19 protein-coding genes are annotated in these 21903 nt (G+C 35.2%); 15 read left to right on the top strand and 4 right to left on the bottom strand.

Going from position 1 to position 21903, the window contains the following annotated elements:
* The first annotated feature begins 437 nt into the window (after positions 1-437).
* Genes ACYQ1E_RS07350 through ACYQ1E_RS07340 form a run of 3 tightly spaced genes read left to right on the top strand, consistent with a single transcriptional unit; the run spans position 438 to position 4244 of the window.
* A complete protein-coding gene (locus tag ACYQ1E_RS07350) occupies positions 438-1679 on the top strand; it encodes a mannosylglycerate synthase domain-containing protein (RefSeq protein ID WP_459877245.1) in 1242 nt (413 codons plus the stop codon).
* Positions 1657-2808 (top strand): glycerate kinase, encoded by a 1152-nt coding sequence (locus ACYQ1E_RS07345; protein ID WP_459877242.1) that lies wholly within the window; start codon positions 1657-1659, stop codon positions 2806-2808. Before ACYQ1E_RS07350 ends, ACYQ1E_RS07345 begins: the two co-directional genes overlap by 23 nt.
* 23 nt (positions 2809-2831) lie before the next feature.
* A complete protein-coding gene (locus tag ACYQ1E_RS07340) occupies positions 2832-4244 on the top strand; it encodes a mannose-1-phosphate guanylyltransferase/mannose-6-phosphate isomerase (RefSeq protein ID WP_459877239.1) in 1413 nt (470 codons plus the stop codon).
* Positions 4245-4325: 81 nt separating this feature from the next.
* Here ACYQ1E_RS07340 and ACYQ1E_RS07335 read toward each other — a convergent pair whose 3' ends face one another.
* From ACYQ1E_RS07335 to ACYQ1E_RS07320, 4 genes are all read right to left on the bottom strand, one after another.
* Positions 4326-7442 (bottom strand): efflux RND transporter permease subunit, encoded by a 3117-nt coding sequence (locus tag ACYQ1E_RS07335; RefSeq protein ID WP_459877236.1) that lies wholly within the window; start codon positions 7440-7442, stop codon positions 4326-4328.
* Entirely contained in the window at positions 7439-8587 is a 1149-nt protein-coding gene (locus ACYQ1E_RS07330; RefSeq protein ID WP_459877233.1) for an efflux RND transporter periplasmic adaptor subunit, read from the bottom strand. The genes ACYQ1E_RS07335 and ACYQ1E_RS07330 overlap by 4 nt, the downstream gene beginning before the upstream one ends.
* Positions 8588-8602: 15 nt before the next feature.
* A complete protein-coding gene (locus ACYQ1E_RS07325) occupies positions 8603-9892 on the bottom strand; it encodes a TolC family protein (RefSeq protein ID WP_459878489.1) in 1290 nt (429 codons plus the stop codon).
* A 190-nt stretch (positions 9893-10082) separates the two neighbouring features.
* Complete coding sequence (locus ACYQ1E_RS07320; RefSeq protein ID WP_459877230.1) at positions 10083-11819, bottom strand: motility associated factor glycosyltransferase family protein; 1737 nt, start codon at positions 11817-11819, stop codon at positions 10083-10085.
* A 67-nt stretch (positions 11820-11886) separates the two neighbouring features.
* Between ACYQ1E_RS07320 and fdhD the strand changes: the two genes are divergently transcribed.
* From fdhD to dsrA, 12 genes are all read left to right on the top strand, one after another.
* Positions 11887-12696, top strand: coding sequence for a formate dehydrogenase accessory sulfurtransferase FdhD (gene fdhD / locus ACYQ1E_RS07315; RefSeq protein ID WP_459877227.1), 810 nt, complete (start codon positions 11887-11889; stop codon positions 12694-12696).
* A gap of 201 nt (positions 12697-12897) precedes the next feature.
* Positions 12898-13431 (top strand): RsbRD N-terminal domain-containing protein, encoded by a 534-nt coding sequence (locus tag ACYQ1E_RS07310; RefSeq protein ID WP_459877224.1) that lies wholly within the window; start codon positions 12898-12900, stop codon positions 13429-13431.
* Positions 13432-13510: 79 nt separating this feature from the next.
* Positions 13511-14509: a sulfate reduction electron transfer complex DsrMKJOP subunit DsrM gene (dsrM, locus tag ACYQ1E_RS07305; protein ID WP_459877221.1), complete on the top strand. Its 999-nt coding sequence runs from the start codon at positions 13511-13513 to the stop codon at positions 14507-14509.
* A 4-nt stretch (positions 14510-14513) separates the two neighbouring features.
* The gene (gene dsrK / locus ACYQ1E_RS07300) at positions 14514-16121 is read left to right on the top strand and encodes a sulfate reduction electron transfer complex DsrMKJOP subunit DsrK (protein ID WP_459877218.1); all 1608 of its coding nucleotides are present in this window, start codon (positions 14514-14516) and stop codon (positions 16119-16121) included.
* Between the two features lie 3 nt (positions 16122-16124).
* Positions 16125-16514: a sulfate reduction electron transfer complex DsrMKJOP subunit DsrJ gene (gene dsrJ, locus ACYQ1E_RS07295; RefSeq protein WP_459877215.1), complete on the top strand. Its 390-nt coding sequence runs from the start codon at positions 16125-16127 to the stop codon at positions 16512-16514.
* On the top strand, positions 16504-17283 hold the full coding sequence (gene dsrO / locus ACYQ1E_RS07290; RefSeq protein WP_459877212.1) for a sulfate reduction electron transfer complex DsrMKJOP subunit DsrO: 780 nt from the start codon (positions 16504-16506) through the stop codon (positions 17281-17283). The genes dsrJ and dsrO overlap by 11 nt, the downstream gene beginning before the upstream one ends.
* A gap of 10 nt (positions 17284-17293) precedes the next feature.
* Positions 17294-18460: a sulfate reduction electron transfer complex DsrMKJOP subunit DsrP gene (gene dsrP / locus ACYQ1E_RS07285; RefSeq protein WP_459877209.1), complete on the top strand. Its 1167-nt coding sequence runs from the start codon at positions 17294-17296 to the stop codon at positions 18458-18460.
* Between the two features lie 24 nt (positions 18461-18484).
* On the top strand, positions 18485-18667 hold the full coding sequence (locus tag ACYQ1E_RS07280) for an ATP-binding protein (protein WP_459877206.1): 183 nt from the start codon (positions 18485-18487) through the stop codon (positions 18665-18667).
* A gap of 88 nt (positions 18668-18755) precedes the next feature.
* A complete protein-coding gene (locus ACYQ1E_RS07275) occupies positions 18756-19460 on the top strand; it encodes a YkgJ family cysteine cluster protein (protein WP_459877203.1) in 705 nt (234 codons plus the stop codon).
* A complete protein-coding gene (locus tag ACYQ1E_RS07270; protein ID WP_459877200.1) occupies positions 19460-19825 on the top strand; it encodes a hypothetical protein in 366 nt (121 codons plus the stop codon). The genes ACYQ1E_RS07275 and ACYQ1E_RS07270 overlap by 1 nt, the downstream gene beginning before the upstream one ends.
* Positions 19826-19835: 10 nt before the next feature.
* Positions 19836-20465, top strand: a complete 630-nt coding sequence (locus ACYQ1E_RS07265; RefSeq protein WP_459877197.1) for a tetratricopeptide repeat protein — start codon at positions 19836-19838, stop codon at positions 20463-20465.
* Positions 20466-20581: 116 nt separating this feature from the next.
* A complete protein-coding gene (gene dsrA / locus ACYQ1E_RS07260; protein ID WP_459877194.1) occupies positions 20582-21895 on the top strand; it encodes a dissimilatory-type sulfite reductase subunit alpha in 1314 nt (437 codons plus the stop codon).
* Positions 21896-21903: the final 8 nt, after the last annotated feature.

Here is a 21903-nt window from a genome sequence, read left to right as displayed (position 1 = left end):
TTGCGGTTTAGAAAATTGGTGTAGCCCTTTAACAATATTCGTTTTCCAAAACTAATTAATTTCAATGTTATAGTTAACCTCATTCCCTCTCGCTTAAATTCTTAAAAATTTAACTTGACTTTTGAGGACAGTACAATTTTTGAATTTATGAAAATAATTTTAAGGGATTATTGCATCCAAAAAGAGATAAAAGAGAATATTTTTACTAAAAAGAGGGGGTATTTAATAGAGTTAATTTTTTGAATCTGAAATAAGGGTATAAAATATTTAAATGATCTAATTTGTCTCTTATTAAGAATCGCTGAAAGTTTAACAGAATATGTTGATTTTTTTTTATAATTTGATTAATATTTTAGAAAAATAGATGCAGTGAAAAAGTTTTTAATGCTAACATAGTAATAATTTCTAATTGTAAACCTTAAAGCAGGGAGGAGATTATGTGTTTAGTTGTATTTCCCTTTAAAAAGGAAAATCCTCAAGTAGTTTTAAACAACGTAAAAATCGCAGCCGAGCATCCACGTGTGGAAGAGGTCTTGTGTGTAGGAGTAGAAAAGGAAGAAACTTACAGAAGCCTAGAGCAGAATATACCCACAATAAAAATGGAGACCAATACAGAAATTAATTTGATACTTCAAGAAAGACTTGGAAATAAAAGGCCTGGTAAAGGCGATGGCATGAATACTGCCTTGAAGTACTTTTTAGAAGAGACCGATCTGGAAAGGATCTTGTTTTTTGATTCAGACATCACAACATTTGCTTCGCACTGGATCACAAAGGCATTAGAAGGAGCTGATATAGGATATCCTGTGGTTAGACATTATTTCCCACGAGCCTCTACTGATGCTATGATAACCTGGATGATCACAAAAACAGGGTTTGCTTTACTCTGGCCCACATCTGAGCTTCCTTGGATAGAACAACCCCTTGGTGGTGAGCTCTTGATGCATAGGTCTGTGGTAGAGAAGCTTTTTAAAGAAGAAGATGTTATTTTAAGGAGTGATTGGGGTATTGACACCATGTATACCTTTTACAGTGTAATGCATGGATATCCCATGCTTGAAATTTATATTTCTGAAGGAAAGCTTCATAAGCTTTATGGTAAACTTACAGACCTAAAGACTATGTTGGTTGAGTGTTTTGATACAATTCAATCCTTAAAGGATAAAACTTTTTCCCTCTTGTCAAAAAATTCATCTATGGAGAATTTATCTGTTTGCAATGGAGGGATTGTGCATAGGGCAGAACACCCACACGAGGTGCCACCAGATGTTTTTGAAAAAATAGGTTTTGATATTGAAGGCTCTTTGAGCCTTTTGATGGAAAATTGGACCTCAAAAATGGAAGAGCTTCTAGATCTATTTCCTAGAAGGGTGAGAGATGGTCTTTTAGCGAATAAGAATGGACCTTCATTTAGTTTTATGGATGAGCATACATGGAGAGAGACCTATTTTGTGCTGTTAGAACACTTTGATGCAACAGATGAAGATTGGCAGGAACTTATTTTTAAACTCTGGACAAGCAGGGTCTTATGTTACACAACTACCATTGCACTCCGCGGATACTATTTTGCTATGCGCTATTTGTATTCAATGATAGATAGATATATGAACTATTCAGCAAGGCAAATTATAAAAAAAATAAAAAAGGCCAAGAAAGATGAAAATAATCCTAGCACCTAATGCATATAAAGGTTCCATTTCTGCAAAGTATGCTGCAGATGTAATGGCAGAGGGGATTATATCTGAATTTCCCCATATTGAGATTGAGAAAATTCCATTTTCAGATGGGGGAGATGGTCTTTTAGAAGTTTTAAGAGACATCTTTGATGGGGAAATTGTTGAGTGTAATGTAAAAGATCCTCTCTTTAGAGACACAAAATCAGAAATTTGTTTTGTTAAAAAGGATAGATTGGCAGCAATTGAAATGGCCAAGGCTAGTGGTATAGCCCTGTTAAAGAACAGTGAAAAAGATCCTACAAAGACTACAAGTTACGGGACAGGTCAGTTGATAGAAAGGGCCCTGGATCTGGGAGCAAAAAAAATAATTGTGGGTATTGGGGGTAGTGCAACAAATGATGGTGGAATAGGTATGGCAGCTGCCCTTGGCATTAGGTTTTTAGATAAAGAAAAAAGAGAAATATTTCCCTGCGGTGGCAATCTCATAAAAATTAATGAAATTGACCTTACCAATCTAGATCCCAGAGTTAGAGATGTTGAAATTGTGGTGGTATGCGATGTGAAAAATCCCCTTATTGGAGAAAATGGCGCTACCAGGGTATATGGCCCTCAAAAGGGTGCTACTGAAGAGATGATTGAATTGTTGGAAAAAGGTCTAATGAATCTTGCCTCTATTATTAAGACAAAACTTGGTATTGACGTCACTGAAATACCAGGGGGTGGTGCTGCTGGTGGGATAGGGGCAGGATTTTATGCTTTTCTCGGTGCTAGTTTGAAAAAGGGAATTGAAGTAATGAAGGATTTAACTGGGCTAGAGGAAAAAATAAAAGGCGCTGATCTTGTAATTACAGGAGAAGGAAAGCTGGACAATCAGATCTTTTATGGAAAAGGACCTTATGGAGTTGCTGAAACTGCAAAAAAATATGGTGTTCCTTGCATTGCAATAGCTGGCGCCATAGATAATGACCTTGATTTTGAGAAATTGGAACAAGTTGGGATTATATGTGCTTTTTCTATATGTCCTGCTCCCATTAGCCTGGATGATGCTATGAGTTCTGTAAAGACTTATTTAAAAAACACTACTCGTCAGGTAGTCAAGCTCTTTGTAGCAGGACGTAGGATGGAACAATAGAAAACACAAAGGAGGTGGAGAAAATGATAGTACCAGTTGTTTTGTGTGGAGGTTCTGGAACCAGACTATGGCCAAAGTCCAGAAAATGGTTTCCAAAGCAATTTATGCCCCTGATAAGTGACAGGACTATGCTGCAAGATACTGTGTTGAGGCTTGATAACTTAAACATAGAAACTCCCCCCATATTTTTGACGAATAAAGACCACAGATTTTTAGTTGTATCCCAAATATCTGAAATATCAAAGGACATAGGTGAGGTAATAATTGAACCTGAACCAAGAAGTACAGCCCCAGCAATCGCTGTTGCAGCATTTGAGGCCCAATCAAATTATAAGGTCCCAACTCTTTTAGTACTTCCAGCTGATCACTACCTTGATAAAATTGACAGATTTAAAAAGGTCATTGAGCTTGGAGTTCGTCAGGCAAAAAAGGGAAGGCTTATCACATTTGGTATTGTACCCAGTACCCCTGAAACTGGTTACGGATATATAAGAAAGGGAGATATGGTATCTGATGGTGTCTATTATGTGGACGCCTTTGTGGAAAAGCCAGATATAGATACTGCAAAAAAATATCTTGAGAGTGGTGATTATTATTGGAACAGCGGAATGTTTTTATTCAGAGCAGATTCCTATCTCTCAGAACTAAGGGAATTTGCACCAGATATTTATGAAAAGGCAAAAGAGGCATGGGAAAAAGGTAAAAGAAGGGACAAATTTTTGACATTAGATGAAGAAGCTTTTTGCGAATGTCGTGAAGATTCAATTGATTATGCTGTAATGGAAAAAACCAAAAATGCTGTAGTAGTTCCATTAGATAGCCCATGGAGTGATGTTGGTTCATGGTATTCTCTTTGGGACATAGGTGAGAAAGACCATGATGGAAATGTGTTTAAGGGTTGTGTTGTTAGTGTGGATACAAAAGGCTGTTATGTGGATGCACAGGATATTTTAGTTGGAACAGTTGGAATAGAAGATGAGGTTGTAGTTGTAACTAAGGACGCAATTTTAGTAGCTAAAAAAAATAGGGTTCAGGAAGTAAAAAAGATAGTTGCTAAATTAAAGGAGCAAAATAGGGAAGAGGCGTATCACCATAGAAAGGTCTATAGACCCTGGGGATCATACGAAACCCTTGAGATGGGTCAAAGATATCAGGTAAAGAGGATTGTTGTAAATCCCGGTGCAATACTATCACTTCAAAAACACTTCCACAGGTCAGAGCACTGGGTGGTGGTCCAGGGTACAGGAAAGGTCACAAGGGATGATGAGGAGATATTATTGTCTGAAAACCAGTATGTATATCTTCCCCTGGGATGTGTTCACAGGATTGAAAATCCAGGTAAGATACCTTTGATTTTTATTGAAGTTCAGGTTGGTTCATATCTTGGTGAAGACGATATTGTAAGGCTCCAGGATGTATATGGAAGGGATAAATGATTTTTTATCTCATGCTTTATACCTCAGGTCTGGGAGACCTTTTTATTGACCTGGGGTAATTTTATAAAATTTGTCTATATATTAATTGGATTTGGCCTTTGAAAAGGCTAGTTTTTTGAGAATATCGTGCAGGATTACATAAGAACATGGGGTTAGAAAAAGGGTAATAAAGGTGGCAAATAAGATTCCAAATCCTAGACTTATTGCCATTGGAATTAAAAATTTGGCTTGAATGCTCTTTTCCATTATCATGGGCACCAGACCAAAAAAAGTCGTAAGGGATGTCAATAAAACTGCCCTGAACCTTAACATTCCTGCTTTGACTGCTCTTTTTTCAGGATTACCTGATAAAGAGTTCGCCCCATGAGTAAGCACTAGGGAATCATTTACAGCAACTCCAGCAAGCCCTACCATCCCAAACATGCTCAAGATTGTTAAGTTAAGCCCCATTATCATATGTCCAATTATTGCCCCTACAAAGCTAAAGGGTATTGCAAGCATGATAATAAATGGTTGTGTAAAGGATCTAAGTGGTATTGCCAGTAAGGTATAAATGGCAAACATTGCAATAATAAATCCTTTTAATATGTCATGAAAGGACTCTTGCTGTTCCTTGCCCTCGCCTTCCATGGAAAAATATAGGTCATTATATTTTGCCATGAGCTTAGGCAAGATTGTCTTAACTACAAATTTTCTTATTTCACTTGCATTTGCAATATTTTCATCTACATCTGCGTACACTGTAATTATCCTTTTTCTGTCCTGTCTTGATATTGAGCTATAGCCTCTGGACACCTTGAAGTCCGCTACCTCACCTAGGGGAACAAAGAAACCAGCTGGTGTTTTTATTTTCATCCCCTTAAGGCTAATAAGCACATTCTTTTCCCATTCTGGATATCTCACCTTTACCTTAACTTCATCTTTGTTCCTCACAAATCTATATGCCTCACTCCCAAAAAAAGCTCCTCTAACCTGAGAGGCTATGTCTGATACGCTTAATCCAAGGCTCTTCCCTTGGGGTTTTAGAAAGACCTTTATTTCCCTTTTCCCAGGCAGGTAACTGTCGTCTATATCAAATACGCCATTTATTTTTGATAGCTCTTTTTTGAGGTCTGATACCGCTCTTTTTAATTGTTCATAATTAGGTGAAGACAAATTTATGGCAATGGGGCTACCAAAACTAAATAGTTCCCCTGAAAATGTCAGGGATTCAACTCCTGGTATTTGACCAACCTTTTTTCTCCACTTAGAAACAAGATATTTTGTGGATAGTTCTCTTTTTTCTGCCTCTAAAAGTTGCATAAGTATTTGTCCCTTATTCCCTCCAGGTCCTTTTGAAGATTCTCCATGACCTCTAATTGAGATTTGAGTTCCAACTATTGTGAGCACGTATTTTAATAAAGGAGGTTTGTTGGGATCCCTTTTGTTTTCAACTTCTTTTATGGCTTTAAGGCCAGCATCTTTGATTTTTTCTAATATTTTTTCTGTATAACTTACTGGGGTTCCAGGGGGAAGTGTTACAGAACAGATCATAATTTCTCCTTCAACCTTAGGAAAAAAAGTAAATTTTATGATATTTCCATACCATATACCAAAAAAAATAAGGAGTATTACAAGACCTATGGCCATGGAAATGTATCTATATCTAACACAATTGATAAGCATGGTTTTATATGGTCCATTTATAATCTTTTTTAGGACCTTATCCGCCCTTTTTTTATTGGGTTGGATGTGTTTTTTAGTTGATTCATAGAGGTGGCAAGGGAGTATAAAAATAGCCTCTATAAGTGATGCAATAAGAACCAAATTAACCACAATTGGGATATTTCTCATGAATTTTCCCATGTGGCCAGTTCCTAAAAGAAGGGGCCAGAAAGCAGCAACAGTGGTTAATACAGAAAAAATCACTGCAATTCCAACTTCATTTGCCCCGTAAATTGCAGCTTCAAAAGGGGAGAAACCTTGTTGCCTTTTGGTATATATATTTTCACCAATTATTATTGCATCATCTACTACTATTCCAAGGACCATTATAAAACCAAAAAGGGATATCATGTTAATGGATACATCAAATTTGGGAAGTAGGACCAATGCACCCATAAAAGCTATTAGTATTCCTGCGCTTACCCAAATTGCCAACCTTGCCTCTAAAAATATCCCCAAAATTAAAATAACCAATATAAGACCTATTCCCAGATTTTTAAATAGGAGTCTCATTCTATCCTTTAGAATTCTTGATTGATCCTCAAATTTTGTTATGTAAACATTTGGAGGAAGTGAGTTTCTTATGTGCTCTATATATTTTGTTACTTTTGAAGATACTTCCAGTACATTTTGATCTCCTATCCTAAATACTTCCACTAAAACTGCTGGCATCCCCTGAAATTTAAATTCCAGGTCAGAATCATCAAAAGATTCTTTGATATTTGCAATATCTTTAAGATATACCACAGATCCGTCAGGCTTTGTTATAATTGGAATAAATTTAAATTCTCTTGCATAATATCTTTTTCCCTTTGTGCGAATTAAGATATCTTCAGTAGATGATTTTATGTGTCCTGCTGGAATATCAAGAGAATAATTTCTTATGATTTTGGCAATTTCTGGGATACTTAAATTATATTTTTCAAGGGTATCTTGGGAAATTTCTATATGAATTTCATTGTCTTTTGCCCCATATATTTCTGCAAGAGATAGGCCCTTTAAAGCTGTAATATCATCTCTAATTTTTTCAGCACTATATTTTAGGGTTTGCATGTCTGTATTACCATATACTGCGATATATACTACTTTATTTTTTATTGTTAATTGTCTAACTATAGGTCTATCTGCTTTTTCTGGAAAAGTGGTTATGGCATCTACCTGAGATTTTATATCATCCAATACTTTAGATACATCCCATCCATTTATAACATCAACAACAACTACTCCATATCCCTCATTGGCTGTAGCAGAAATTTCTTTTATTCCAGATAGACCAGATATTGCCTCTTCAATAGGAAGAATAATACTGTCCTCAATCTCTTCTGGTGATGCACCCTCATAAGTTACAGAGATAGATATTTTATCCAATTCTGTTTCTGGAAATATTTCCATTTTTATATTAAAAAAAGTTACAATTCCACCAATAACAACAAATAAAACTAACAGGTTAGAAGCAACATGATTGTTAACAAACCATGATATTATAGTTTTCATTTTATCCTCTTTAACACCTTAACATCCATTCCATCAACATCACCGGATATAGGACTAATAATTAATTGATCATTTTCAAAAATACCATGAGAGACAATAAAAGAATCTTTAAGCAGTCTGGTGATATTCACCCTGACTTTTTTTATTCGATTATTAACTACTTTTAATACATAATGTCCTTCGAAAAGTGCCTTAATTGGTAATAAAAAAACACGTTTTAATATATGTCCTTTTATTTTTACGTGAACAAAAGTACTTGGAATGAGAGGCGGCAGGTTTTTAAATGGAGATTTTACAGTGGCAATCACATACAACATCCTGGTATTTTTATCAATTTGACCAATTGAGCGTGTAATCTTTCCTGTAAATTGGATATTTTTATCTTCCATAGAATATTCAATCAAAACAATGGACCCATTACTGGATGGTGGGACAGTGTAGCCTGGGATATCAATCCATGCTACATCAAACATAGGGAGAGGAATATGGACCTCCACTGCTTTTGTTGGGTAAATTTGGGCCAGGATTTGTCCATAAGATACAACATTTCCAATGTCCACATCTCGTTTTATTACCACTCCTGTATATGGAGCATAGAGTGATGTCCTTTGCAAGTTTAACCGGGCCTGAGAAACGCTGGCCTTTGCAGCCAGAAAAGCTGCTTTTGCAGCTTCAAGTTGGGGTAGTTTTGCAGCGAGTGGGGGAATTTTTTCTCCCTTATGGATAAGCTCCCATTCTTTTTTTGCCTGCTTTGCCTCTTCCTTTGTCTTTATTAAAGTGGAATTTGCCTGTTTTAATTGAGAAATGGCCTGGGACAGAGCAAATTCATAGTCCCTTTTGTCAATCTGAATGAGTAATTCCCCTTTTTTTACCATTGAACCCTGTCTTAGGTTTTCAGACACATAGGTGACCTTGCCTTTTACCTCAGAGACTATGTTACCTATTGATAAGGGTTTTACTTCTCCATTTGATTCAATTATTATCTGATAATCTATTGGCTTAACACAAATTACCTCGACTACAGGTATTATCTTTTTATGTATTGAACTTTTAGGCCTTGCCTTATGTTTTATAAGTAAAATAAATATTGTAATTCCAATCAGAAAAATAAATAATATAATAACTAATTGAAAAGATTTTTTCATTTTATGCTCCAGGGACTATTCCTTATGGTAAGTACCGCCCAATACTTTAAATAATAGTATTTGATTCTTTAAAATAGACAATCTTGTGTCATTTATTTTTATTTGAATATCAATTAAGTTCAATTCTTTTTCTAAGAGTGTACTTACTTCCACTATTCCATTCTGCTGTCGCTTTTTTTGAAACATATATTCTTTAGTTCTATTGTTTAATTCATCTTTATATATTGAATATATATTTTCTAGTTCCCTTCTCTCTATTAAAGTAGACTCAACTTCAAAAAAGGCATTTAAGACAGTCTTTTGATATTCTAGTATTGATTTATAAAAAGATTGTTCCTTTTGTTTTTCATTGTATTTTAGCTTTCCCATGTTAAATAGAGGAAATAGTAAAGAGGAAGATATTGCCCATATCCTTGATTCTGGTTTAATTAAAGTATTTAACTCATCTGATATATATCCTATATTTCCAGAAAGATTTATGGATGGAAATCTAATTGCCCTGGCGTATCCTAAATTTGATAACTTTTGTTTAAGATTTAAAATTGCTTTTTTTATATCAGGTCTTCTTTTTAAAAGATCTGATGGTAAGGTTTTTGGAATTGAAAGACTTTTTATGTCTATAGTAATATCTGAAACTTTGATATTTCCAGTATAAGGATAATCTCCTACAAGGTTATTTATCTTTTGTTCAATATATTTTTTTTGCTTTATTAAGTTCTCAAAAATAACATTGGTCTCTAACAACAAATTTTTATAATATTGATAAGTAAAAAAATCAGTAAGGCCAATTTTGAATCGTGTAGAATAAATTTTATTTAACTTGTTTAATAATTTTATCTTTTTATCATATAGATCTAATTTTCTATTTAATGTCATTAAGTCAAAGTAATTTTCAATGCATGTTGAAATTATTGATAGGACTAAAATATTCGCATCCTCTTTTGACTTCAAAAATTCTAATCTTGATGCCTGTTTTTCAAAATAAATCTTTTTCCACAGATCCAATTCATATGATGCAACAATACTTGTATTAAATGAATTTGTGATATTTACAATAGTAATTTCTTTTCCTGTTGGGGTCTTTGTTTTATAAGACTGACGTTGTCTTGTAACTTGTCCCTGCAAATCTATTGTTGGATAGGAATGTGTCTTGGTCTTTAAAAATTCATATTTTAGCTCTTCAATGGTCTTTTTTGCAATTTTTAAATCAAGATTTCTTTTTAACGTTCTGGCCACAAGAATATTTAGATTTGGGTCATGAAGTGTTTTATACCAGTTAATAAGAGAAGAATTTGATTCCATAATTATGGCATTTTGAAAGGATTTGGGGATAGATAGGTGAGTTAAGTTGGAATATCGGGCTGGATCTATGGGGTTACACCCATAGCAAAAAAAAAAAATATATTATAAAATAGCCAACTATTTTGTTTTTCATAGTTTTTAGACAATAACACCTTAATGACTTTGTAGCTTTTAAAATTGCAGGAAACAAAAGTCAAGAAGCTTTAGCCAGATATTTTTGTTTTTCTTTGAAATCATTTATGTTTTTTAAAATAGCATCTACTTCCTTTAGTTTACATTTTATTGTTTTTATAATTTTTCTGGTATTTGCTAGATCTTCTAATGTATAATAATCTTTTATAAAGATATATTTTGCTATTTCTAGTATTTGATTGTATAGATACATTTTATAGATTGGATGTTGTAATAAAAATGAATGCAGTTCAATATAAGCTTTTCTTATTTGTATTTGATTATTTTTTAATTTCTTGTATAATTTAATGATTCGTTTTTCAAAATGATTTAACGATATTATCCATTCTTGAGAAGATAATTGAATTTTTGGAACATAATTTCTTTTAGTTATATCTGAGTTTAAGGATTTCAAAAAAATTTTTAATTCACTATTATCAAAGGTTTTTAATATTTCTATAGCCTGTTTTTCCTCTATATTTATTGTTCCTTCAAGTACAAGTCCACCTCCATATAAATTATAGACTTCAAGGTTATTATTTTTTATATAGTCTTCAATATCTCTTGCTGCTAATATATATTGGGGTGATGAAAAGATAGTTTCATTATACATATTTTTAAGTTTGAGATGTTTATCTGGATTGTAGAAAAAGTCATAGTTGCTAGCATGATGTCCTGTTACATGGGTTTTTTTATCGTGCCACGCAAGGTCCATTCCTATTAGTAAAAACTTTTTTATTCCAAGTTCATGTAATATCTTTATAAGTCCAATAGATACATTGCCCTTTGTGTCAATAACAAGGTCTTTATTTCTATTTATATATGTACCAATTCCTCCATATGTCCAAATGCTGTATCTAGAGCCAGGATATTTTTCTATCACTTCTGGGTTTACCATAGGTGAATAAAATAAAGGTATGGACTTTAGATAATTTTTATCTACCTTTTCATAGACCTGAATTAGTATTTTTGAAGGATCAATGGCCATTGCTATATGTGGTTGAAATTTAAGTTTAAAGAGGGCTGGGAGGGTTTGGAAAGCAGTAACAAAAAGACCATTATTTATAAAATCTATTAAAAAAGGAAGCTTAACATTTAGTGATGGACCAGCTCCTATTATTATGCCCATCAGATTTCTGTAATCTTTTTTTAAAGGAAAAAGTCCTCTATCTTTAAATACCCTATTAAAATTCAATAATTCATTTTTTACAAATATCTCTTGCATATTTATAGAGGTGTTTATATATAAAATCTTTTGCTCAATTATGGATTTGACTAGTTCTTTGAGTTTTAAATAAGTTTCATCCATTTCAGAACTTGGAACATCTACGTGTATTTTTATTTTTGAATACCTTATGTAGGGAGTTAAGGTGTCAAAAAATTTACCTATAAGATGTCTGTCTGGTGGCAAGAAAAAGAGTTTTTTAATGTTTATATATTTGGTATAGTCATTACGGGTTAGACAAGCCCTTAACATTTGGGGATTTGGTTCTATCACTACTACTTTTGATAATGGAGTGGTGTTTTCTAAAAGTTTTAAGATTCCATATCCAAGATTGGTTCCGATTATTATGTAGAGTTTTGTATTCTTATCTATTATTCCATTTTTGTGAGTTCTATAAAACTTACTTCTTAGGGTCTTATTTTTTGACGTTGAAAATGCTAGATTATTGTCATTTGATGAGATATTATTTAGCCATAAAAAGGTTGGCAACAAAGCATTTTTAATGCACATTAGGTTTGCCTTGTAGAAATTCATTTGTTTATTTCCTCCTGGAAATAAAAAAAGCAAATTTTGTTCCGTAAAAAAAGAATGAGGAGAGATTATGCGTTTAGTTGTTGATAAAAGGATTTTTAAATTTAAAGACAATGAGATTAAAGAGGTTGATGATCTATTGGCTATAGAAAGGCCCCTTGAGATTTTTTTGGACAATAAGCCTTATATTATGACCATGAGGCTCCCTGATGATGATGTTAATCTTGTTAGGGGAATATTGTTCTCAAATGGTTTAATCGAGGATATAGGAGAAATAAAGGATATCTATTATTGTAAGGAGTTAAATGATAGGATTTATGTGGAACTGAATAATGTGAAGTGCGATAGAAAAAATAGGGATTTTCATAAGAGCTTTTCCAGTTGTGGGATCTGCGGTAAACAGGAGATGGGCGATATTTTTATGGATATTCCAAAATTGAAAGGCAAAAAATCTTTAGATTATAGCTATTTATTTAAGATAAAAGATGATTTTGAGGCCAGGATGGAACTGTTTTATAAAACTGGATGCGTACATGCAGTTGCTATTTTTTCCCATGATTTAAAGATGTTAGCTTTTGGAGAAGATGTTGGGAGGCATAATGCCTTTGACAAATGTACAGGACAGATATTGGCTGAAAATAAAAAATCTCACAGTTATTTGGCTATTTGTTCCTCTCGCCTCAGCTTTGAAATGGTGCACAAAGCCGCGCGCCTGGGAGTTCAAATATTAGCAGGTTTTTCTGCCTCCACTTCAATGGCTGTAGAGTTTGCCCACAAATGGGGATTAACTTTGATTGGTTTTTTAAGAAAAAATAGATTCAACATATATAGCTATCCCCAGCGAGTTAAAAAATATAATTTTAGTATTACGCCTATTTAACTTAAATTAACGTTTATTTTTGCAAAAGAAAAATTTTTGTTATTAATGAAAAAGAGTTATGAGTTTTTATATAACTATCCTTTTATATTTGTTCCTTTTTTCACTTGACAGGGACTATTCTTAAGGCTATGTGTTTTCAAAAATAACGTTTAGCTAATTGTTCTATTTAGTAAAGTATATTTTTACGAGGGGTATATAAAATTGAGCCAGGTAAAAAATGAAGTATTTGATAGATTGAAGTCTAAAAGGGACGAGATAATTGAGAGATGGGTAGGTTATGCCTTATCTACCTATCCAAAAAGGGCAAGACACTTTTTCTCCCACCAAAAAGACCCCTTTTTAAATCCTGTTGGAAATATTTTAAAAAATGAACTTTGTGAAATTTATAACCAGCTTTTATTAGATAAAGCTCAAGATTCCATAAGGGAACATGTAGACGCAATAGTTAGGGTAAGGGCGGTTCAAGATTTTTCTCCATCTTCTGCTGTAATGATTTTTTGGGGGCTAAAAGATATAGTTAAGGAAGTTTTGGAAATAGAGGATTTTGATGGTTCCAAATGGAGTGAGGTGGATAGATTTTTTAGAAGGATAGATCAGCTCTGTTTGCTGGCATTTGATATTTTTATGAGTTGTAGAGAAAAACTCTGGGAATTAAAGACAAAAGAGGTTCATGCAAATATAAGGAATATTTTAAGGCATTATGAAGTCAATAAAGGAAAAAATTTAGATAAGTAATTTTTTTTGGCTAGAGGCTAGGGTAATTTTGTTTAACCAAAAAACCCAAATGTTCTAAATTTGGAGTGAGGTAGCTGTTATGAATGCTCTATATTCCTTAATCATTGTACTGGGTTTAGTCCTAGTTGCCCTTGTAGGAGCAGGATCTGCGGGACTTCATGCCCTGTTTGGAGTAGTCATACCTTATGTTGCCTTTTTGATTTTCCTAATAGGTTTTATATATAGGGTGGTCAAATGGGCGAAGTCTCCAGTACCTTTTAGGATACCCACAACAGCAGGGCAACAGGAAAGTTTTAGATGGATTAAACAAAACAAGTTGGACAACCCTTCCACTACATGGGGGGTTGTAGGCAGGATGATCCTTGAGATTTTGTTTTTTAGGTCCCTGTTTAGAAATACGAAATCGCAGCTCAGACAAAATGGGGGCGTATCTTTACATTACGGATCATCCAAATTTTTGTGGGTAGGGGCTATTTGTTTTCATTATTGTTTTTTCATCATTTTAATTAGACACATAAGATTTTTTACTGATCCAGTTCCTACTCTGTTTGAGTGGTTAGACAAGCTGGATTCCATCTTGCAGATGGGAGTGCCCAACATCTACGTCACAGAGTTTATTATTTTAGGTGCCCTTGTCTATCTCTTCTTAAGAAGGATTTGTGATCCAAAGCTGAGATACATCTCCCTTCCTGCTGATTATTTCCCCTTGCTTCTTATTATTGCAATAGTGATTACTGGTGTTTTGATGAGATACTTTATAAGAACAGATATTGTAGCAGTCAAAGATCTTACCATGGGGTTGGTTACCTTGCATCCAAAGGTGTCACAAAATATTGGTGTGATTTTTTATATCCATCTGTTCTTGGTTTCCGTGCTAATGGCTTATTTTCCATGGAGTAAGTTGATGCATGCAGGGGGTATTTTCTTGAGTCCAACAAGGAATCTGTCAAACAACAACAGGATGAAAAGACACATCAATCCCTGGAATTATCCTGTAAAGCTTCACACTTATGAGGAATGGGAGGACGAATACAGGGAAGTTTTGAAAGAAGCAGGAATTCCAGTAGAAAAGGAGTAAGGCTATGTCTAAATTACCAAATCCAAAAGATTTAGCAGCATCCATAGATTACAGGCCACCAAGGGAATCTTGGATGGATATCAAGCCTGAGTTTAGACCAGGTACTTATAGTTATCCTTCAAAACCGCAATTAGTGGAGAAAATGGGATTTCCAAATCCCCATGAATGGTCTCCTACTGACGAAGACTGGCATCTTCCAGAAAATTGGCAGGAGATCGTTCATAAGGCCTTTAAAGATCGTCTTGATAAATATAGGTCTTTAAAGGTCTTTATGGATATTTGTGTTAGATGTGGAGCTTGTGCAGACAAGTGTCACTTTTTCATAGGTTCAGGTGACCCAAAAAATATGCCTGTACTCAGGGCTGAGCTTTTGAGGTCTATTTACAGAAATGATTTTACTACAGTTGGAAAGATTTTAGGCAGGTTCGGAGGATCTAGAAAGTTAACAGAGGATGTTATAAAAGAATGGTTCTATTATTTTTATCAGTGTACTGAATGTAGACGGTGTTCATTGTTTTGTCCATATGGAATTGACACAGCTGAGATTACCATAATGGGTAGGGAACTTTTACATGAGCTTGGGCTTTCCATAAACTGGGTAATGGAGCCTATTTATAATTGTTTCCACGTGGGCAATCACATAGGAATCCCACCTCACACATTTAAAGATATTGTTGATTTTATGTGTGATGATATTGAAGAGATTACAGGGATCAGGATTGAAGTACCTTTGAATAAAAAGGGTGCAGAGGTACTTTTTGTTACTCCATCAGGTGATTATTTTGCAGATCCAGGGACATACACATTTATGGGATATTTGATGCTATTTCATGAGATTGGACTTGATTATACAATGAGCACATATGCAGCTGAGGGTGGTAACTTTGGTTTGTTTAATTCCTTTGAGGCTATGAAGAGATTAAATGCCAAGATATATGCAGAGGCCAAAAGACTCGGAGTAAAATGGATACTGGGTGGTGAATGCGGTCATATGTGGCGTGTTATTCATCAATATATGGATACAATGAATGGACCTGCTGATTTTCTAGAAGTTCCTAGAAGTCCAATAACAGGTACAGTATTTCACAATGCAAAATCTACAAAAATGGTTCATGTATGTGAATTTACAGCTGATTTAATTAAACATGGTGCCATAAAGCTAGATCCTTCTAGAAATGCAGATTTGATTGTAACCCATCACGATTCCTGTAACCCCTCCAGGGCAATGGGGCTTTTTGAAGAGCCAAGATATATATTAAGGCATGTTTGTGAAAATTTCTATGACATGCCAGAGCAAACAATCAGGGAACAGACCTTTTGTTGCGGCAGTGGCTCTGGTTTAAATAATGATGAGTTTATGGAGATGAGAATGAGAGGTGGTTTACCCAGGGCAAGTGCGGTGAAGTACATGCATGATAAATATGGAGTGAATACACTAACCTGTATCTGTGCCATTGATAGGGCTGCTCTGCCTACCTTGATGGACTACTGGGTACCTGGTGTGAGAGTGGCTGGTGTTCATGAGTTGGTTGCCAATGCCCTGGTAATGAAAGGAGAGAAAGAAAGGGAGACAAACCTTAGGAGTGAACCATTGCCAGGAAAGGAGGGATAATCCATGTATGATAAAGATAAAATAATTCCAGGACTTATAATTTTCTTTTTTGTGTTGACCTTTCCATTCTGGTTCAATCTTGGGCAAGCAGCTTACAAGAGTCCTCAGCCAAAACTGCCTGTAAATGAAAAAAAATGTATTGAAGATACCAAATGGATGAGGGCAAATCATATGGAGCTTTTAAATGAATGGAGGGATATGGTAGTAAGGCATGATATGACACATTATGTGAATAGTGCAGGCAAAAACTATGAGATTAGTCTCCAAAAGACATGTATGAAATGCCATACCAGTAAAAAGGAATTTTGTGATAAGTGTCATGTAAAGGTTTCAGTAAGTCCATATTGTTGGGATTGTCACGTAGTTCCTGAGGAGGTCACAAATGGACAATAAAAGAAGAAAAATACTTAAATTAGCTGCAGCAACAGCAGCAGTGAGTTTCACTGGACTCCCCATTGAGACTTTTGCAACCTACCTTCCCAAAATAGGGAAATATGTAAAATCTGATAAAGAAAAAAAGGCAAAGCAATGGGGTATGGTCATTGATACGAGGAAATTTAAGACAAAAGAAGATTTTGAAAGGGTGATTGAGGCCTGTCATTCAATACACAATGTGCCTGAAGATATCCCCAATAAAAAGCAAGGGATAAAATGGATATGGGAAGAGGAATTTACTCATGCCTTTCCTGATCAGGAAAATCCTTTTCTGGCAGAAAGATATGAGCATAGAGATGTAATTGTGTTATGCAATCACTGTCAACATCCTCCATGTGTTAGGGTGTGTCCTACAAAGGCCACTTTTAAGCGTGAAGACGGCATAGTAATGATGGATTTTCACCGCTGCATAGGATGTAGATATTGTATGGCTGCCTGTCCTTACGGTTCTAGAAGTTTTAATTTCAGAGACCCTGCTCCTTTTGTTAAACACAAAAATTCCAAATTTCCCACCAGGATGAGGGGAGTGGTTGAAAAGTGTCTGTTCTGTTATGAGAGACTGGAAGAAGGTAAACAACCTGCTTGTGTAGAGGTCTCTAATGGTGCGATCATATTTGGGGATCTCTTAGATCCAAATTCTGAGATAAGAAAGGTCTTAAGGGAAAACTATACCATTGTGAGGAAGCCTGAGTTAGGAACTGAACCTTGTGTGTTTTATATAATATAGGGGGCATGATATGTTAGATAAAGCCTTTTATGGAGATAAAAAATATTGGTCATGGGTAATATTTTTGCTTATACTAATTGTTATTGGATTTCTTGCTTATATTACCCAGCTAAAAAATGGTTTAATGGTTACTGGAATGGGTAAGGATGTGTCCTGGGGATTTTATATTGCCCAGTTCACCTATTTTGTTGGAGTAGCAGCATCTGCAGTTATGGTGGTAATACCCCTTTATCTGCACAATTACAAAAAGTTTGAACAGATAGTTACTTTTGCTGAATTTATGGCAGTTGCCTCGGTGATAATATGCCTTTGTTTCATTATAGTTGACCTTGGTCAACCACAACGACTTTTTAATGTACTTTTACATCCAACTCCAAATTCCATTCTTTTTTATGATATGATTGTATTAAATGGATATATGCTTTTAAATATTTTGATATCTTGGAACAATCTCCATGCAGATTATAGAAGGGTTCCTCATCCAAAATGGACAAAAGTTCTTGCTTATATTTCAATACCCTGGGCTGTTTCAATCCATACAGTGACGGCATTTTTGTACCAAGGACTTCCAGGCAGGCATTTTTGGCTAACTGCTATTATGGCTGCAAGGTTCCTCTCTTCTGCTTTTTGTGCTGGACCAGCAATATTAGTTCTATTGCTTTTAATCTTAAAGAAAGTGACCAAGTTTGATCCTGGGAAAGAGGCAATACAGACCTTGGCTAAGATTATTACCTATGCAATGTGTGTAAATGTGTTTTTACTTTTAACTGAGGTATTCACTTCATTTTACAGCAACATCCCTGGTCACAAGGCAACATTCATCTATCTTTTTAAAGGACTCCACGGTCATGGAAACTTGGTAGGTTGGATGTGGGTGATGGTGGTAACAGCGATTGCCTGTTTGGTCATATTAATACCTCCAAAATTCAGAAATAATCCAGAATTATTGGTTGTTGGTTTAATTTTCTTAATTTTGGCCACATGGATTGACAAAGGTCTTGGCCTTGTAGTAGGTGGTTTCATACCAAATCCATTTGAAAAGGTGGTAGAGTACTCACCAACTATTTATGAGTTGCTCATAGCCATGATGGTTTATTCCATAGGACTGTTAGTTTTAACAATTTTATGGAAGATTGGTGTAAGTGTGAAAAGGGAACTCGGCATAATACCAAAATAAAATTAATAATAGGAGGTTTAAGCTATGGCTTATCCAGAAATTGATTATGATAAGTGTGAGGGTTGTGGCGCCTGTGCAGACACATGTCCAGCTGAAGTTATTGAAATGGAAGATGATAAACCCCAGGTAGTAAATCCTGATGAGTGCCTTGAATGTGAATCCTGTGTTGAAGTTTGTGAACAAGATGCAATAACCCTTGTAGAGTAATTTGAGTCTATTTTAAAGTATTAATGGGCCCCTAATATTACCATATATTAGGGGCTTATTTTTTAAGTAAGCTCAGGAGCGTTAGTTTATGAGATTAGATTTTGAAGAATTCTTTGTTAGATATGAAAAGCTAGCAAAAGGGTGTTCAGATATTTTTGAATCTATGAAAAAAAAATATCCAAAAGAGGTTACTTGTAAAATAGGGTGTGTTGACTGTTGTTACGCACTCTTTGATTTGACCTTAATTGAGGCTATGTATATAAATAAAAAATTTTTTGAAGTCCTGCCCAAATCTGAGCAAGAAAAAATTTTGGACGAGGCAAATAGGATTGATAGACAAATATATAAAATTAAAAGGTGGGCATTTAAGGAGAGGCAAAAAGGGGTTCCTGAAGAGAAAATATTAGAAGAGATTGGGAAAAAGAGGATCAAATGTCCCCTTTTGTCTGAAGATAATAAGTGTATTTTATATGAGTTCAGGCCAATTACCTGTAGGGTGTATGGGTTGCCTCTGGCAATTTCTGGAGAAGTTAAGATATGTTCTAAAAGTGGTTTTGTACCAGGGGAAAAATACGAAACCGTTTTTATAGAGAAAATAAATACCCGTTTATTTCAACTCACCACTGAACTTGTTCAGAGTATTCCCACAAGATATACTGCCTTAAATGAAGTACTGGTACCTTTATCCATGGCCCTGCTTACGGATTATAATGAAGAATATTTAGGAATAATTACCTGTGATAAAGTGCCAGGGCCAAAGGGACCAGTCTGGACCTTAGGTGGAGGGGACTAATGGTTGATAAGGACAAGGTTAATGAACTGAAAAGAGCCATTTATGACAAATTACCTCCAAGGCGCAAGAAGTTTATTGATAAAATAGGATTTGATAATTGGGATCCTTTTCAGGAGCCAAAACATCCAATTGATATTAGGAAGGATGTCACAAAAAGGACAACCAAACAACTTATAAATGAATTTTTAGAGACAAAACAAGGCAATAAAATTAGCATGGCTTATGAAGCCGGTGTATATGAAATATGTATGGGATTGTATCAGGCGGATGAAAAATATAAGGCCATGTTTGATTTTTCTATATGGTATTACAATAAATTAAAGAATGAAGGTTTAGATCCAGATTTGGCCTGGGAAAAAAGATAGGAGATAATTTATGGATAAGGAAAAAAGAGAAAGAGTGGATGCATACATTCAAGATCTAAGGGAAAGGATAAGGCAGGCGCCATTTAATGGAATTGCCCATTATAATCTTGCCTGTGCCTTGATAGGCATAGGAGAGTATGAGGAGGCAAAAAAAGAGTTGTTAAAGGCAATTGATCATGCACCCCATTTGTGTGAGGCCTATGTGCAGCTAGGTGGCCTAGCTTTAAGAGAAGGGGATTATGAGACCTGTCTTAAACTAAATAAAAAGGCTGCGGAAATAACGCCTTCTTTTGCTGTGCCTCACAGTAATATAGGATTTATATATCTTCAGCAAGGCAAGGTCAATGAAGCAATTGGGGCCTTAAAAAGGGCATTGGAATTAAATCCAAAGCTTGTTCAGGCAAGGACCACTTTGGCCAGTGCATATTTATTAAAAAAAGAATATGATAGATGTATTGAAGAATGTGAAATAGTTATCAATCAAGAGCCAGCCTTTGGTCCGGCGTATAACAATATGGGTATAGCCTTAATGGAAAAAGGAGAATATAAGAAAGCAAAAGAATATTTTGAGCTTGCACAAAAGAATAATTATGAAACTCCTCGGGAAATTATTGAGGAACTTGAGAGGTTTTTATATTAGTTTTTCCTTGACAACTTAAAAATCTTGTTCTTAAAATCACAAGCGTTTCAAAAAGAATTAAGCATATTATTAAGTTGTGGAATTTAACATCAACCAAGTTACAAGGAGGCTAGAGAATGCCAAAACATGAAACCCCATTATTGGACCAACTAATCAGTGGCCCATGGCCAAGTTTTGTGGATGATTTGAAGAGTTATTCTGAGTACAGACATAAGAACCCAAACAATGTAGAGTATCAGATTCCAGAAGACGTTGTGGATGATTTATTGGGTGTATTAGAACTTTCCTACGTAGACAAGGAAACACATTGGAAGCATGGCGGTATTGTTGGTGTATTTGGATACGGCGGCGGTGTTATTGGAAGATATTGTGACCAGCCAGAAAAATTTCCTGGGGTAGCCCACTTCCATACCATGCGTGTAAACCAGCCAAATGGAAAATATTATAGCACTGAATTTTTAAGGGGTATTTGTGACCTTTGGGAATTTAGAGGTAGTGGAATTTTGAATATGCATGGATCCACTGGCGATATGATATTTTTGGGGACCAGAACTGAGCAATTGGAAGAGATATTTTTTGAACTCACCCATAAGTTTAATCAAGACCTTGGTGGGTCTGGTTCTAACTTGAGAACTCCATCTTGTTGTTTGGGTATGTCTCGTTGTGAATGGGCTTGCTACAATACCCAGGAAGCCGCATATCAACTTACCCATGAATATCAGGATGAGCTACATCGTCCAGCATTTCCCTATAAATTTAAATTTAAATTTGATGGATGTCCAAATTGCTGTGTGGCCTCAATAGCAAGGGCTGATCTCTCTGTAATTGGAACATGGAGAGATGAGATCCAGATAGACCAAGAAGCTGTACAGGCTTATATTAATGGCGAGATCCCTCCAAATGGAAATGCCCATGCAGATGGTGACTGGGGACCATTTGATATTCAAAAAGAGGTCATTGATCTATGTCCTACCCAGTGTATGAGAATGGAAGACAACAAACTTGTAATTGATAATAAAAATTGTGTCAGGTGCATGCACTGTATTAATGTCATGCCACGTGCATTGAGACCAGGAAATGACAGAGGGGCAACTATTTTGGTTGGTGCAAAGGCTCCTATTTTAGACGGTGCCCAAATGAGTTCATTATTGGTGCCATTTATGAAAATGGAAGAACCTTTTGATGAATTGAAAGAGCTAATTGAAAATATCTGGGATTGGTGGATGGAAGAAGGAAAGAACCGTGAACGCTTAGGTGAATTAATTAAACGTAAGGGATTTAGAGAATTGTTAAAGATTACAGGACTGAAGGCAATTCCACAACAGGTTGAAGAACCAAGACATAATCCATACATTTACTGGTATGAGGATGAAGTACCTGGTGGATGGCAGAGAGATATTAAAGAATTTAGAAAACGCCACTTAAGATAATTGTGATA

It is taken from the genome of Desulfothermus naphthae (assembly GCF_054657475.1).
The sequence above is the reverse complement of the archived record's forward strand: the minus strand, read 5'-3'. Positions and strand labels throughout refer to the sequence as shown.